The following is a 14,602-nucleotide window of genomic DNA, read 5'->3' as shown; positions in this document are numbered from 1 at the left end:
GTAGCCTTAAAGCATGAGCTCAGAGCAACCCCCACCCCGCAACGGGGACGCAGATGTGCCAGCACCCGACGCCGCGACCCCAGCCGACGAAACGCCTGCGACGGACAACTCCCTTGTCGGCGCCTCTGGTAACACCTCCGACAACGCCCGGGGCCAAGCCCCCGCCCGCCGTGAGGTGACGGTCCGCCGCGCACCGCGGTTCGCCCCGTTCATGGGACTCGGCGTGCTGGTGGGAGTGATCATCGCTGCGATCGTCGCCTACGCTGGCCCCGGCGATCCCACCCTGACCCGCGAATCGATCTTCGGTTTTTTCATCATGGTGTTCGCGATTCCCGGGCTCCTGCTCGGCGCGCTCCTGGTCCTCGTCCTTGATCGAATCAGCGTCCGGCGCTCCCGCAGGACCGTTGCAGAGCGCACTTACGACGACGAGTCACATACAGACTGACTATGGAACTGCTGGGGCCAGCGCGTGAGAGAATGATGCAATGGCTCGCGGTGACGGTACTCTTTCCCATGACCTTCTTCCAGGCGAGAAGGGACCCCAGGATGCCTGCGGTGTCTTCGGTGTGTGGGCCCCCGGCGAGGAGGTGGCCAAGCTCGCCTACTACGGTCTGTACGCGCTGCAGCACCGGGGACAGGAATCTGCGGGCATCGCCACCAGCGACGGTACCCGGATCAGCGTCTACAAGGACATGGGCCTCGTGTCCCAGGTCTTCGACGAGACCACACTCAACACGCTTGAGGGGCACATCGCCGTCGGGCACTGCCGCTATTCGACCACCGGGTCTTCCAACTGGGCCAACGCCCAGCCCACGCTGGGGGCCACCGCGGTCGGAACCGTAGCGCTCGCCCACAACGGCAACCTCACCAACTCGGCAGACCTGTACCAGATGGTCCTCGATCGCCACGGCAAGCCCCGCAGCGGCGAAATGGCGCAGGGCAACACCTCGGACACGGCGCTGGTCACCACGCTCCTGGCAGGCGACGACGGCCGGTCCCTCGAGGAGACAGCCCTGGAACTGCTTCCCAAGATCAACGGCGCCTTCTGCTTCGTCTTCATGGACGAGGGCACCCTCTACGCCGCCCGCGACCCGCACGGCGTCCGCCCGCTCGTCCTCGGCCGGCTGGAACGCGGCTGGGTGGTCGCGTCCGAGCAGGCAGCCCTCGCCACTGTCGGTGCCAGCTTTATCCGGGAAATCGAACCGGGCGAGTTCATCGCCATCGACGAGGATGGCGTCCGCACCCGTAAATTCGCCGAGCCCACGAGGGCCGGCTGCGTCTTCGAATACGTCTACCTGGCCCGGCCCGACGCCGCCATCGCCGGCCGCTCCGTCTATGAGGCACGCGTGGAGATGGGCCGCCAGTTGGCCCGCGAGAACTCGGCCGAGGCCGACGTCGTGATCCCCGTCCCCGAGTCCGGCACCCCCGCCGCGGTGGGGTTCGCCGAGCAGTCGGGTATCCCGTTCGCCCACGGATTCGTCAAGAACTCTTACGTGGGCCGGACCTTCATCCAGCCCAGCCAGACCCTCCGGCAACTCGGCATCCGCCTGAAGCTCAACGCGCTGGAGTCGGTCATCCGGGGCAAGCGGATCATCGTGGTGGACGACTCGATTGTGCGAGGCAACACCCAGCGGGCAGTAGTACGGATGCTCCGCGAAGCCGGCGCGGCGTCGGTCCACGTCAAAATCTCCTCCCCACCGGTCCGCTGGCCCTGCTTCTATGGGATCGACTTCGCCTCCCGCGCAGAACTGATTGCCAACGGTGCAGCGGTGGAACAGATCAGCAACTCCATCGGCGCCGACAGCCTGGCGTACATCTCCGAGGATGGAATGATTGCCGCGACCGAGCAGCCCCGTGAACGGCTCTGCACCGCGTGTTTCACCGGCGACTACCCCATCGCGCTTCCCGCCGAGGAACGGCGGGGGAAAAACCTGCTCGAACGGGTCGATCCGGCAGAGGACCCCGGCTCCAACGGATGCGACCCCGGGCCCGACAGCGAGTTCGAGGCAGTCCTGACCGACGAAGACAAGAAAGAACGGGTATGACCACCAACTCCCCCATCACCTATGCCAGCGCCGGAGTTGACGTCGAGGCCGGTGATCGTGCCGTCGAGCTGATGAAGGATGCGGTCCGGGCGACTCACGGCCCCCAGGTTATCGGCGGGGTCGGCGGTTTCGCTGGCCTGTATGACGTGTCACGGCTGCTGACCTACCGCAAGCCCCTCCTGGCGACGTCCACCGATGGCGTCGGCACCAAGGTCGCCATCGCGCAGGCCATGGACATCCACGACACCATCGGGTTTGACCTGGTGGGCATGGTGGTCGACGACATTGTGGTGGTGGGCGCGGAGCCCCTCTTCATGACCGACTACATCGCGTGCGGCAAGGTGGTACCTGAGCGCATCGCCGACATCGTGCGGGGTATCGCCGCGGCCTGCTCGGTCGCCGGGACCGCGCTGGTGGGCGGCGAAACGGCCGAGCACCCGGGTCTCCTGGGCGAACACGAGTACGACGTCGCCGGCGCCGCCACCGGCGTGGTCGAAGCCGACGCGCTACTCGGCCCGGACCGGGTGCGGGCTGGGGACATTGTCATCGGAATGGCGTCGTCCGGCCTGCACTCCAACGGTTACTCCCTGGTGCGCCGGATCATCAACCAGGCCGGCTGGGCTCTGGACCGCCAGGTCAGCGAATTGGGCCGCACCCTCGGCGAGGAACTCCTCGAACCAACCCGCGTCTACGCCGCCGATTGCCTGGACCTGGCACGCTTCCTGCCGGTCACCCACGACGCCGGCGTCCACGGCTTCAGCCACGTCACCGGTGGCGGTCTTGCCGCCAATCTGGCCCGGGTGCTCCCGCATGGACTGGAAGCCACCGTGGACCGGTCCACCTGGGAACTGCCAGCCATTTTCAAACTGGTGGCCGAGCTTGGCGCCGTCCCGCTGCCTGACCTAGAGCGCACGCTCAACCTTGGTGTCGGAATGGTCGCCGTCGTGTCAGCGCCCGCCGCCGACGCCGCCATTGCCCGGCTGACCGAACGGGGCGTCCCCGCCTGGGTGATGGGACAGATTGCCGACGCCTCCAACGAGTCCACCGACGGACCGGATTATGTGCAGGGCGCCAAGGGTGTCGATGGCGGATCCGTGCGCCTGGTCGGCCAGTACGCCTAGGCCAGGCGCGGTTCCAGCACAAAAAAGTGGGGTACCTGCAGAATCGCCGTCAGCTGACGGCTATTTTGCAGGTACCCCACTTTTTTGAAGGAGATTAACCGGTGCGGCGTGATCCGCCGTCATCCTCGTCATCATCGACCACATCAGCGTACTTGTCCGCGTAAGCCGAGTAATCTGGTTCGACCGGCTCCATCGGATCCGCCGAACGTTTGGAGGCTCGCTCGCCCGGGCCTGTGAGCTCTCGCTGCAGTGCCGTGTAGTCAGTTGCGGGACTGAAATACTTCATGTCCCGAGCCTGCTTGGTAGCTTTTGCCTTTTGACGGCCGCGCCCCATGGCGTGACCCCCTTTTGCGTCGATCCGGAGGTGGTCACTGGGGCCCTATCGGCCCAAGGCTGCAGCGAGGCCCCGGAGTATTTGGTCAGTTTGTCGTACCTATAGATTACATGCTTTCGCGACCGCCGCGTGCGCCGCCGCGGCCACCCGTAAATCGCGCTAACCACGACGCCGGAACTGGAATCTCCGGCCCCCGCGTGACGCAGGCAAAACTTGGCTAAAGTCGTACTTATGGAGCCGATAATCTGGGCGGACGCGAGAGAACATCGAAGGCAGGGCGGGACACCATGAGCGATCAGGAGCACACTCCTCGGGACTCCGAAGCTGAGCCGGACCACAACGACACGCAGCCACCGCAGGTTGACCCGTTTCACGTGGACGAACCCCAGCTGGTGGATGCGGATGCCGTCGAGCTTGCCGACGCCGAGGTATCCCCCGAAACCGTTGAACCAGAATTGTCAGTCTCCGCCGACGACCTGCACCTCGTCGAACCATCCCTGAACCCGGCGAGAATCAGCGAGGACACGGCACGCGCCGCATCACTGGAGGAGACTGCGGCCGAGGCCCGCAGGGTCGAGCAGGAAGCGCTCGATGCCGGGGCGCTCGTCGCGGGAACCGTTCCCGCCTCCGACCCGGCGTCCCAGGCGGCACCAGCAGGCACTGCTCCTGCCGGCGGAGCAGCCGGTGATACCACTGCGGAGGTTCCCGCCGCTGCGGGCGAAACCCCTGACGCCGACGCTGCTGCAAGCACCACACGGGGAACGCCAGAGGTCGACGGCACCTCCGCCACTCGCCCGGCCGAAGCTGCCATTGACGGTTCCGCTGAGGATGCGAACGGGGCGCCAGACTCCGACGCTCCAGAATCCGGAGCTCCAGAATCCCGCGGCCCAGGTTCCGACATTGCAGCGCCCGACGCTGCTGCTCCGGTTGCCGATGCTCCTGCTGTGGGTGATGCTTCTGTAGGTGAGAACGCAAACCCGTTCGGTGGCCCTCTGGACAGCAACGACACCACTCGCTCCCTTCCGAGCTTCGCCGCCGACGGTGAGGCGCCACGGTGGACCCCCGCCGCAACAGATGAACAGCGATGGGACGAACTCTTCGACCAGACTGAGCACGGCACCCAGATGGGAACCACCCCGGATTCCCCCGACGCCGATTCCGCTGCGCCCGGCGCTCCCCCCGCCGTCGTCGTTGGCACCGCTCATGCCAACCCCGGCGCTGCACCGTCCGAAAAAGCACAGTCCGGCGCTGCACCGTCCAAAAAAGCACAGTCCGGCGCTGCACCGTCCAAAAAAGCACAGTCCGGCGCTGTTCCATCCGGGGGCCCCTACGGCCTCCCGGCGGCTGGCGCCCACCCCGCCCGTGGTGAGGGACGGCAGGACCCCGGCAAGAGCCCTCGCAACCGCAACCTCCTCATCGGTGGTGCCCTGCTCGGCCTGCTGGCGCTCGGCCTGCTGATCTGGGGACTGATCGCCCTGATCGGCGGGCTCACAGCCACTCCTGACCGGGAGCCAGTGGTCAACGGCACCCCCGGAGCCGACGGCATCATCGCCGAGAACGTGCTGCCTCTCGACATCGAGGAGGGCCAGTGCCTGCGGGACTTCGTGGATATCAACAGCGAGTCCACGGTGGTCACCTGCTCAACCCCGCACAACGCCCAACTCCTGGCCACAGCGTTCTACGCCGAGGGCGATGCGTTCCCTGGCGATGACGCGCTGGCACTCCGCGCGCAGGAGGTGTGCGACGGCGTCGACCTGGATGAAGGCACCGCCGCCCGCTACGAAAGCCTTGAGCTCCTCCGCGTGACCCCGCGCCAGGGGTCCTGGTCCGAGGGCGACCGCCGGGTGGACTGCGTGGTGACCAGCAGCGAGGGCAACATCATCAGCGACACACTGATCAACGAATAATCGGAGACGCCAGCCACCCCAGCACTTTTTACACCGAAACCTCGGCGGCGGCGACGTTGAGCCCCTCCCCGTCGCTGGCGCGATCCACCAGCACCGTGTCACCGTCGTTGATGCTCCCCTCGAGGATACCGCGGGCCAGCCGGTCCCCGATTTCCCGCTGAACCAGGCGACGCAGCGGCCGCGCACCATAGGCGGGATCGAATCCGGTCAGCGCCAGCCATTCACGGGCGGCATCGGTCACCGAGAGGTTGAGACGGCGCTCGTGGAGCCGGGAGGCTAGCGATTGGACCTGCAGGTCGACGATGCGGGACAGCTCCTCAAGGCTCAGCGCATCGAAGAGGACCACATCATCCAACCGGTTCAGGAACTCGGGTTTGAAGCTCGCGTTCACGACAGCCATCACGGCGTCGCGTTTCGCCGAGTCCGACAGCGCTGGATCAACGAGGAACTGGGAGCCGAGGTTCGACGTCAGCACCAGAATGACATTCCGGAAGTCGACCGTCCGGCCCTGCCCATCGGTGAGCCGGCCGTCGTCGAGCACTTGCAGGAGAATGTCGAAGACCTCCGGGTGGGCCTTCTCCACCTCGTCGAGCAGCAGCACGCTGTAGGGGCGGCGGCGCACAGCTTCAGTGAGCTGACCGCCCTCCTCGTAGCCGACATAGCCGGGAGGGGCACCCACCAACCGGGAGACGGAGTGCTTCTCGGAATACTCGGACATGTCGATCCGGACCATTGCGTGTTCATCGTCGAACAGGAAGTCGGCGAGCGCCTTCGCGAGTTCGGTCTTTCCGACGCCGGTGGGACCCAGAAAGAGAAAGGATCCGGTGGGACGATCAGGGTCGGAGATGCCCGCGCGGGCACGTCGGACAGCGTCCGAGACGGTGGATACGGCCTTGGTCTGCCCGATCAGCCGTGAACCGATGACCTGTTCCATATGCAGAAGCTTCTGGCTCTCCCCCTGGAGCATGCGCCCGGCAGGAATGCCGGTCCAGGCGGAGATCACCTCGGCAATGTCAGCGGCGGTCACATCCTCGGCAACCATGGGCAGCGGCGTGTCTTCCGGCTCGGCCTCCTGCGCCGCGTCGAACTCCCGCTGCAGCGCAGGTATCTCCCCGTAGAGCAGCCGCGAGGCATGTTCCAGGTCGCCGTCGCGCTGGGCACGCTCGGCCTGTGAGCGAAGGTCTTCGAGCGCCGCCTTGAGGTCGCCCATCCGGTTCAGGCCGGCCTTCTCCGCCTCCCAGCGGGCGTTGAGTGCGGCGAGTTTTTCCTTTTGATCGGCCATGTCGGCTCGCAGGGCATGCAGCCGGTCCTGGGAGGCGTCGTCGTTCTCGCCCGCGAGCGCCAGCTCCTCCATGGTCAGGCGGTCCACCGAGCGTCGCAGCTGGTCGATCTCCTCCGGGGCAGAATCGATCTCCATCCGCAGCCGGGAGGCAGCCTCATCCACCAGGTCGATCGCCTTGTCCGGGAGCTTGCGCCCGGAGATGTACCGGTTGGACAGTGTGGCCGCCGCCACCAGCGCGGAATCGGCGATGGTCACCTTGTGGTGCGCCTCGTAGCGTTCCTTGAGGCCGCGGAGAATGCCGATGGTGTCCTCGACGCTGGGCTCACCGACGTAGACCTGCTGGAACCTGCGCTCCAGGGCTGCGTCCTTTTCGACGTTCTTGCGATACTCGTCGAGCGTGGTGGCACCGATCAGCCGGAGCTCACCGCGGGCGAGCATCGGCTTGAGCATGTTGCCCGCATCCATTGACCCCTCGGAAGCCCCTGCCCCCACCACCGTGTGGAGCTCATCGATGAACGTCACCACCTGGCCATTGGCAGACTTGATCTCCTCCAGGACAGCCTTCAGCCGTTCCTCAAATTCGCCCCGGTACTTGGCGCCGGCGATCATCGATCCCAGGTCGAGACTGATCAGCGTCTTGTCCCGCAGTGATTCGGGGACGTCCCCGGCGACGATCCGCTGGGCCAGTCCTTCCACCACGGCGGTCTTGCCGACACCGGGCTCGCCGATCAGCACCGGGTTGTTCTTGGTGCGACGTGACAATACCTGGATCACCCGCCGAATCTCGCTGTCCCGCCCAATTACGGGGTCAAGCTTCCCGGACCGGGCCACCTCGGTGAGGTCCACGCCGAACTTCGCCAGCGCCTGGAAGGTGTTCTCCGGGTCTGGGGTGGTCACCCGCCGGTCGCCGCGGATGCCCGGCAGTGCGGCCGCGAGGGCTTCCCTGCTTGCCCCGGCCCCCTGCAGAATCGTGGCCGTCGGCCCGACGCCTGCCGCCATGCCCAAAAGCAGATGCTCGGTGGAAACGAAGCTGTCACCCAGTCCTTCGGCCTCCTGCTGGGCGGCTTTGATGGCCTGCAGGATGTCACGAGAGAACTGTGCCTGCGCCGTGGTTGAGCCCGACGACGACGGCAGGGCCTTGATCGCAGCGCTCGCACGGACGCTGACGGCGTCGGGATCCGCCCCCGAGGCCTTGAGCAGGGCCACTGCTACGCCCTCGCGCTGATCCATCAGGGCCTTCAGCAGGTGCGCTGGCTCGACCTGGGGATTTCCCGCTGTCGAAGCATTCATTGCCGCGGCGGACAGGGCTTCCTGGCTTTTGGTGGTGAACTTGGCGTCCATGACTCAACCTTTCGAACAGCTAGACCTTAAGTTGAGTGTACCTCGCTCAACTCCGCCGCGGTTGTGGTCCTGCAGCTGGTTCGCTGAGAGCAAACCAGCACCACACCCGGTTCAGTAGAGCACCCCAGCCGGGACAGGGGTAGGGCCCTAAGCCTCTCTTCCCTGCGAAACCCAGCCCCGGTCGGCGCTGCGGTCTCCCACCACCTGGGCGGCCGCACCAGCCAGCACATCAAGGTGGGCCTCGGTGAGTACCACTGCGGTGGCGTCGGCGTTCTCATCGATCCGCTGTGGCTTCCGGGTGCCGGGGATGGGGACCACTGGCAATCCGAACCGCTGGCCCTGTGCAGCCAGCCAGGCTAATGCCACCTGCGCCGCAGTGGCACCGGCGTCGGCAGCAACGCCCTGAATTGCCTCGACAACTGCCGCGTTGGCTGCCATGGCTTCGGCGTCGAAGCGGGGCACCCGGTGGCGGAAGTCCCCGTCACCCAGCGAGGCCGCCTGAACAGTGCCGGTCAGGAAGCCCCGACCCAGCGGCGAGTACGGGACGAACCCCACACCCAGCCGCGCCGCCGCCGGGACCACGGCGGCCTCCACATCCCGGCTCCAGATGGACCACTCACTCTGAACGGCAGCGATGGGATGAACCGCGCACGCCGCCTGCAGCTCGTCGGCGGTCACCTCGGACAGTCCCAGATGGCGCACCTTACCCGCCGCCACCAGGTCCGCCATTGCTCCCACCGTTTCCTCCAGGGGCACGCTGATGTCCCTCCGGTGCAGGTAATACAAGTCGATCACCTCGGTACCAAGCCTCCTGAGGCTCGCCTCGGCGGCTTCGCGGACGTAGGCGGCGTCACCGCGGACCCCCGAATAGCCCTGTGCGGGGCTGCCGATGATCCCGAACTTGGTCGCCAACTCCACCTCGCCCCGCCGATGCCGAAGCAACCGGGCAATCAGTTCCTCGTTGCTGCCAGCCCCATACACGTCTGCCGTGTCGATCAGTGTCACCCCGATATCCACCGCGTGGTTCAGGGTCGCCAGCGCCTCGTCACTGGGCAACCCACCGTAGACGTCGGTGAGCGCCATACCGCCGAAGCCTTGGGCACTAACGGAGAAGCCGGGGGCAAGTTCAATCCGGGAGATAGTCATGATCCCACCCTTAGCCCTTGCCTCGGGGGAAACAAGAGCGAGTTGCAGATTGGTCACAATCGCAGTTGAGCGAAAACCCCACTTGGGGTGCAGGAGCACGCTTGATAGCGTAGATAAGCCCGCCATACCTATAACCGTCCACTTAACTTCAAGGCAGCTGAGGCGCGGCACCAAACAACTGTGAGGCGAATGATGAGTCAATCGATCAAGAATCGGCCGGACTCCCCCGGCGAGCCGAGTGCAGAACCAAACCCCTTGCCACGAACCAGAGTCAACAAGACGGTCTTTATCGGCTCGGCCGTCGGCATTCTGGCTATCACCGCCTGGGCCATCATCGCCCCGGGCAACGCTGAAGCGGTCATCGGCACCCTGGTCACGTGGGTCTCAGTCAACATGGGCTGGTATTACTTCCTGATTGTCACCCTCGTGGTCATTTTTGTCCTGGTCGCGGCGCTCTCCCGGGTAGGGAAAGTCAGGCTTGGACCGGACCACTCCAAGCCACAATTCAGCATGTTCACCTGGGCTTCGATGCTGTTTGCCGCCGGCATCGGCATCGATCTGATGTTCTTCTCGGTGGCTGAGCCCATTACCCAGTATCTTGCGCCTCCGCAGGGCGCCGGCGAGACTGTCGAGGCCGCCCGCCAGGCGATGGTTTGGACCCTCTTCCACTACGGGATTACCGGTTGGGCTCTCTATGCCCTGATGGGCCTTGCCCTCGGCTTCTTCGCCTACCGCCACAACCTGCCCCTGAGCATCCGTTCAGCGCTGTACCCCATCCTCGGCAAGAAGGTCGAGGGGCCTATCGGGCACACAGTGGATATCGCTGCACTCCTGGGAACCATCTTCGGCATCGCCACCTCCCTGGGCATCGGCGTCGTACAGCTCAACTACGGGCTCACCCTCATGTTCGGTTTGCCGGAGAACCTCGCGGTCCAGATCGGCCTCATCACCGTCGCCGTCGTCATGGCAGTCGTCTCGACCGTGTCGGGTGTTGAGAAGGGCATCAGACGGCTGTCCGAGCTGAACGTCCTGCTGGCCGGCGCGCTCATGCTCTTCATCCTGATCGCTGGCAAGACCAGTTTCCTGCTCGACGGGATCATTCAGAACACGGGCGACGTCCTCAGCCAGTTCCCCGGCATGACCATGGACACCTTCGCCTATGACCGGCCCGACGAATGGTTGAGCTGGTGGACGCTGTTCTTCTGGGCCTGGTGGATCGCCTGGGCCCCCTTCGTGGGGCTCTTCCTGGCACGTATTTCCCGCGGCCGCACCATCAGGCAGTTCGTCCTGGGCGTCATGATCGTGCCCTTCACCTTCATCGTGCTGTGGATCTCGATCTTCGGTAACAGCGCCCTCGACATTGTCATGGGCGGCAACGCCGAGTTCGGCGAGGTGGGCATGAACTCCCCGGAGCGGGCCTTCTACGGACTGTTGGAGCAGTATCCATTGGCCCCCCTGATCATCGCGATTGCCACCTTCACCGGCCTGCTCTTCTACGTCACCAGTGCCGACTCCGGCGCCCTGGTAATGGCCAACTTCACTTCCCACCTCAAGGACGCCAACTCCGACGGGCCCAAGTGGCTCCGGGTGTTCTGGGCGGTGGTCACCGGCGCTCTCACCCTGGCCATGCTCTCGGTCGGCGGGGTCCTGACACTGCAGAACGCCACGGTGGTGATGGGGCTGCCACTCTCCATCCTGCTGCTGTTCATCATGTACGGGCTGTACAAGGCGCTGCGGGTGGAAGGCTCCCGGATGGACAGCTACCGGTCGTCCCTGCCCGGCATCATCTCCAGCCGGTCAGGTTCCGAGGCCCGCGGCGGACGCACCTGGCGTCAGCGGCTCGCCCATGTCCTGACCTACCCTGGACGTAAACAGGCGCAGCGGTTCATCGACGAGGTTGCGCGGCCCGCACTCCAGGAAGTCCACGACGAACTGGCCGCCCAGGGTGCCGACGTGACGTTGACCTCCGGAAGCGCCGGCCCGGGTGGGGTTGGCCACGTGGACCTGACGGTCAACCTGGGCAGCGAACGCGCGTTCAAATACCAGGTGTACCCCGTGCAGTACGACACTCCGTCGTACGCGTTGAAGAGCGCCTCCACCACCGACAAGTACTACCGGATGGAGGTCTTCTCCCTCGAGGGCAGCAACGGGTATGACCTGCTCGGATACACCAGAGAGCAGGTCATCACCGACGTGCTGGACCACTACGAGACGCACCTTGAATTCCTGCACAGCAACCGTGCAACGCCAGGAACTACGGCGATCACCGACGACCATTTGGCATCCGACAACTGGGAAGCCGACTTCACCACCCCTGAGGAGCGCTCATGAGTACCGCAACACTGTTCATTGATGGCCACTGGGTGCCGGCGTCCGACGGCGGCACCCGGGAGATCCGCTGCCCCGCCGACGGCACCGCAGTGGGGACCGTCTCGGAGGGGACCGCCGACGACGCCGTGGCCGCCATCGCCGCCGCACGACGGGCGTTCGACGGCGGCGAATGGGCCGCCGTGCCAGCTCCTGAACGCGGGGACTTCCTGCTGAAGGTCGCCGCCCGCCTGCAGGAACGCAAGGCCGAGTTTGCCCGTGCCGAAACGCTTGACACCGGCAAGCGCCTGGTCGAAAGCGAAATCGACATGGATGACATCATCGGCTGCTTCACCTACTTCGGGAAGCTCGCTGGCCAGAACCAGGGACGGCTCGTCGACCCCGGTACCGCCTCCGTGGTGAGCCGGATTGAATACGAGCCGGTCGGCGTGTGTGGGCTGATCTCGCCCTGGAACTATCCGCTCCTCCAGTCGGCCTGGAAGATCGCCCCGGCTCTGGCGGCCGGCTGCACCTTCGTGCTGAAGCCCAGCGAGCTCACCCCGCACACGTGCATCCTCATGATGGAGGTACTGGACGAGCTGGGGTTGCCGAAGGGGGTAGCGAACCTGGTGCTCGGCGCCGGGGCGACCGTCGGCGCACCACTGTCCGAGCACGTCGACGTCGATCTGGTCTCCTTCACGGGCGGCCTCGAAACCGGGAAGAGGATTGCCGCCGCAGCGTCGGCCACCGTCAAGAAGGTGGCGCTGGAGTTGGGTGGAAAGAATCCCAACATTGTCTTCGCCGACGCCGATTTCGACGCCGCGGTGGACAACGCGCTCAACGCAGCGTTTGTACACTCCGGTCAGGTCTGCTCTGCCGGGGCCCGACTGATCGTCGAGGAATCCATCGCCGAACGCTTCACCGATGAACTGGTGCGGCGCGCACAGCTGATCCGGTTGGGGGGACCCTTCGATGAGGACGCCGAAACCGGCCCACTGATCTCGGCGGCGCACCGCGACAAGGTGACCGCCTACGTGGAGAAGGGAGTCGCTGAGGGGGCACGCCTGCGCTGCGGCGGCACCTGGGGCACCGGCGACCTGGAACAGGGTTTCTACTACACACCCACCGTGCTCGACCAGGTGGAACGGGGCATGTCGGTCGTGGTCGACGAGGCATTCGGACCGGTGGTCACCGTCGAGACGTTTAGCGGGGAAGACGAGGCAGTGGCGATCGGCAACGACACCCACTACGGTCTCGCCGGCGCGGTCTGGAGCCAGGACGCCGGGAAGTCCCAGCGGGTTGCCCGGCGGCTGCGCCACGGCACCATCTGGATCAACGACTTCCACCCCTACCTGCCGCAGGCCGAGTGGGGCGGGTTCGGGCAGTCAGGCGTGGGGCGCGAGCTGGGGCCGACAGGCCTGTCCGAATACCAGGAGGCCAAGCACATTTACCACAACATCGATCCGCAGGTCACCGGCTGGTTTGCGGACCGTGAAGAGGAGCAGTAACCGTGTCTGATCCAATAACAGTGACTGACCAGATCGAGAGGACCGACTTCGACTACATCGTGGTGGGCGGCGGCTCCGCGGGCGCCGCCGTCGCAGCACGCCTCAGCGAGGACCCTGCCGTGGAGGTAGCCCTGGTTGAAGCCGGGCCGGACGACCGCGGCGTGGACCAGATCCTCCGCCTCGACCGGTGGATGGAACTCCTCGAGTCGGGCTACGACTGGGACTACCCCATCGAACCGCAGGAGAACGGTAACTCCTTCATGCGCCATGCCCGCGCCAAGGTGATGGGCGGCTGCTCCAGCCACAACTCCTGTATCGCCTTCTGGGCGCCGCGGGAGGACATCGACGAGTGGGAAGCGAAGTTCGGCGCGGAGGGGTGGAACGCCGATACCGCTTACGCGCTGTACCAGCGCCTGGAAACCAACGAGGACGCCGGCCCGGATGCTCCGCACCACGGCGATTCGGGCCCCGTGCACCTGATGAACATTCCGGCGTCGGACCCCTCGGGCAAAGCACTGCTTGACGCCTGTGAACAGGCGGGCATCCCGCGGGTCCACTTCAACACCGGGGCGACGGTGATCAACGGTGCCAGCTTCTTCCAGATCAACCGCCAGGCCGACGGCACCCGCGCGTCGTCCTCGGTGTCCTACGTCCACCCGATCATTGACCGGTCCAACTTCACCCTGCTCACCGACCTCCGGGCGCGTGAACTGACGTTCGACGCGGACAACCGGTGCACCGGCGTCGACGTCGTCGATGCCTCCTTTGGACGCACTCATTCCCTCACCGCGCGGTCGGAGGTGATCCTGTCGGCTGGGGCCATTGACTCACCGAAACTGCTCATGCTCTCCGGTATCGGCCCCGCCGAGCACCTGACAACGCATGGCATCGACGTTCGGGTGGATTCCCCGGGCGTCGGTGAACACCTGCAGGACCACCCGGAGGGTGTCATCCAGTGGGAAGCCAAGCAGCCAATGCCCGAGACATCGACGCAGTGGTGGGAGATCGGGATCTTCACCACCACCGAGGAAGGCCTGGACCGGCCTGACCTGATGTTCCACTACGGGTCCGTGCCCTTCGACATGCATACGCTGCGGCAGGGGTATCCCACCACCGATAACGGGTTCTGCCTGACTCCCAACGTCACTCACGCGCGGTCGCGCGGGACGGTACGGCTGCGCAGCCGGGACTATCGGGACAAGCCGATGGTGGATCCGCGCTACTTCACCGACCCCCATGACATGCGGGTCATGATTGCGGGAATCAGGAAGGCACGGGAGATTGTCGCCCAGCCGGCCATGGCGGAATGGGCCGGCCGCGAGCTCTATCCCGGCCAGGACGTGCAGACGGACGAGGAGATCACCGACTACATCCGCAGGACCCACAACACGGTTTATCACCCGGCCGGCACGGTGCGGATGGGGGCGCCCAGCGACGACCTGTCGCCGTTGGACCCCCAGCTGCGGGTGAAAGGCGTGACGGGTCTGCGGGTGGCTGACGCGTCGGTGATGCCCGAGCTGACCACAGTGAACCCCAACATCACCATCATGATGATCGGTGAGCGCTGCGCTGATCTGATCAAACAGACCTGGGCCACCTAGGCACGAGGGG

General features: G+C 65.6%; 10 protein-coding genes. 7 read left to right on the top strand and 3 right to left on the bottom strand.

Translation table 11 applies throughout. The features are described 5' to 3' along the window. Nucleotides 1-13: 13 nt before the first annotated feature. From H4V95_RS18205 to purM, 3 genes are read left to right on the top strand one after another with little or no spacing between them, the layout of a single operon-like run. On the top strand, nt 14-445 hold the full coding sequence (locus H4V95_RS18205; protein WP_245345547.1) for a hypothetical protein: 432 nt from the start codon (nt 14-16) through the stop codon (nt 443-445). Nucleotides 446-485: 40 nt separating this feature from the next. After that, nucleotides 486-2,045: an amidophosphoribosyltransferase gene (gene purF / locus H4V95_RS03040; RefSeq protein ID WP_209728697.1), complete on the top strand. Its 1,560-nt coding sequence runs from the start codon at nt 486-488 to the stop codon at nt 2,043-2,045. Beyond that, on the top strand, nt 2,042-3,166 hold the full coding sequence (purM, locus tag H4V95_RS03035; protein ID WP_209728696.1) for a phosphoribosylformylglycinamidine cyclo-ligase: 1,125 nt from the start codon (nt 2,042-2,044) through the stop codon (nt 3,164-3,166). The genes purF and purM overlap by 4 nt, the downstream gene beginning before the upstream one ends. A gap of 94 nt (nt 3,167-3,260) precedes the next feature. Here the strand turns inward: purM and H4V95_RS03030 are convergent, their stop codons facing one another. After that, nucleotides 3,261-3,500 carry a DUF3073 domain-containing protein gene (locus H4V95_RS03030; RefSeq protein ID WP_196865426.1) on the bottom strand — a complete coding sequence of 80 codons (240 nt, stop codon included), beginning with the start codon at nt 3,498-3,500 and terminating at the stop codon, nt 3,261-3,263. Nucleotides 3,501-3,787: 287 nt separating this feature from the next. Between H4V95_RS03030 and H4V95_RS03025 the strand changes: the two genes are divergently transcribed. After that, nucleotides 3,788-5,407: a septum formation family protein gene (locus tag H4V95_RS03025; RefSeq protein WP_209728694.1), complete on the top strand. Its 1,620-nt coding sequence runs from the start codon at nt 3,788-3,790 to the stop codon at nt 5,405-5,407. 28 nt (nt 5,408-5,435) lie between these two features. On the opposite strand, the gene clpB is transcribed toward H4V95_RS03025, so the two are convergent. Together clpB and H4V95_RS03015 are read right to left on the bottom strand one after the other, a co-directional pair. Next, complete coding sequence (clpB, locus tag H4V95_RS03020) at nt 5,436-8,030, bottom strand: ATP-dependent chaperone ClpB (protein ID WP_209728691.1); 2,595 nt, start codon at nt 8,028-8,030, stop codon at nt 5,436-5,438. A gap of 147 nt (nt 8,031-8,177) precedes the next feature. Further along, entirely contained in the window at nt 8,178-9,176 is a 999-nt protein-coding gene (locus tag H4V95_RS03015) for an aldo/keto reductase (protein WP_209728689.1), read from the bottom strand. A 189-nt stretch (nt 9,177-9,365) separates the two neighbouring features. Between H4V95_RS03015 and betT the strand changes: the two genes are divergently transcribed. Genes betT through H4V95_RS03000 form a run of 3 tightly spaced genes read left to right on the top strand, consistent with a single transcriptional unit; the run spans nt 9,366 to nt 14,592 of the window. Then, nucleotides 9,366-11,507 carry a choline BCCT transporter BetT gene (gene betT / locus H4V95_RS03010; protein WP_245345546.1) on the top strand — a complete coding sequence of 714 codons (2,142 nt, stop codon included), beginning with the start codon at nt 9,366-9,368 and terminating at the stop codon, nt 11,505-11,507. Beyond that, nucleotides 11,504-12,991: an aldehyde dehydrogenase family protein gene (locus H4V95_RS03005; protein ID WP_209728687.1), complete on the top strand. Its 1,488-nt coding sequence runs from the start codon at nt 11,504-11,506 to the stop codon at nt 12,989-12,991. Before betT ends, H4V95_RS03005 begins: the two co-directional genes overlap by 4 nt. 2 nt (nt 12,992-12,993) lie before the next feature. Then, nucleotides 12,994-14,592 (top strand): GMC oxidoreductase, encoded by a 1,599-nt coding sequence (locus H4V95_RS03000; RefSeq protein WP_312883930.1) that lies wholly within the window; start codon nt 12,994-12,996, stop codon nt 14,590-14,592. The last annotated feature ends 10 nt before the right edge of the window (nt 14,593-14,602 follow it).

The organism is Arthrobacter sp. CAN_C5, assembly GCF_017875735.1.
GTDB lineage: Bacteria > Actinomycetota > Actinomycetes > Actinomycetales > Micrococcaceae > Arthrobacter_D.
This window is presented reverse-complemented; position numbering and strand designations above follow the sequence as displayed.

Bases quoted from the DNA above. Each gene is read 5' to 3' on its own strand.
- H4V95_RS18205 (WP_245345547.1), top strand. From the start codon at position 14: ATGAGCTCAGAGCAACCCCCACCCCGCAACGGGGACGCAGATGTGCCA.
- purF (WP_209728697.1), top strand. From the start codon at position 486: ATGGCTCGCGGTGACGGTACTCTTTCCCATGACCTTCTTCCAGGCGAG.
- purM (WP_209728696.1), top strand. From the start codon at position 2,042: ATGACCACCAACTCCCCCATCACCTATGCCAGCGCCGGAGTTGACGTC.
- H4V95_RS03030 (WP_196865426.1), bottom strand. From the start codon at position 3,500: ATGGGGCGCGGCCGTCAAAAGGCAAAAGCTACCAAGCAGGCTCGGGAC.
- H4V95_RS03025 (WP_209728694.1), top strand. From the start codon at position 3,788: ATGAGCGATCAGGAGCACACTCCTCGGGACTCCGAAGCTGAGCCGGAC.
- clpB (WP_209728691.1), bottom strand. From the start codon at position 8,030: ATGGACGCCAAGTTCACCACCAAAAGCCAGGAAGCCCTGTCCGCCGCG.
- H4V95_RS03015 (WP_209728689.1), bottom strand. From the start codon at position 9,176: ATGACTATCTCCCGGATTGAACTTGCCCCCGGCTTCTCCGTTAGTGCC.
- betT (WP_245345546.1), top strand. From the start codon at position 9,366: ATGATGAGTCAATCGATCAAGAATCGGCCGGACTCCCCCGGCGAGCCG.
- H4V95_RS03005 (WP_209728687.1), top strand. From the start codon at position 11,504: ATGAGTACCGCAACACTGTTCATTGATGGCCACTGGGTGCCGGCGTCC.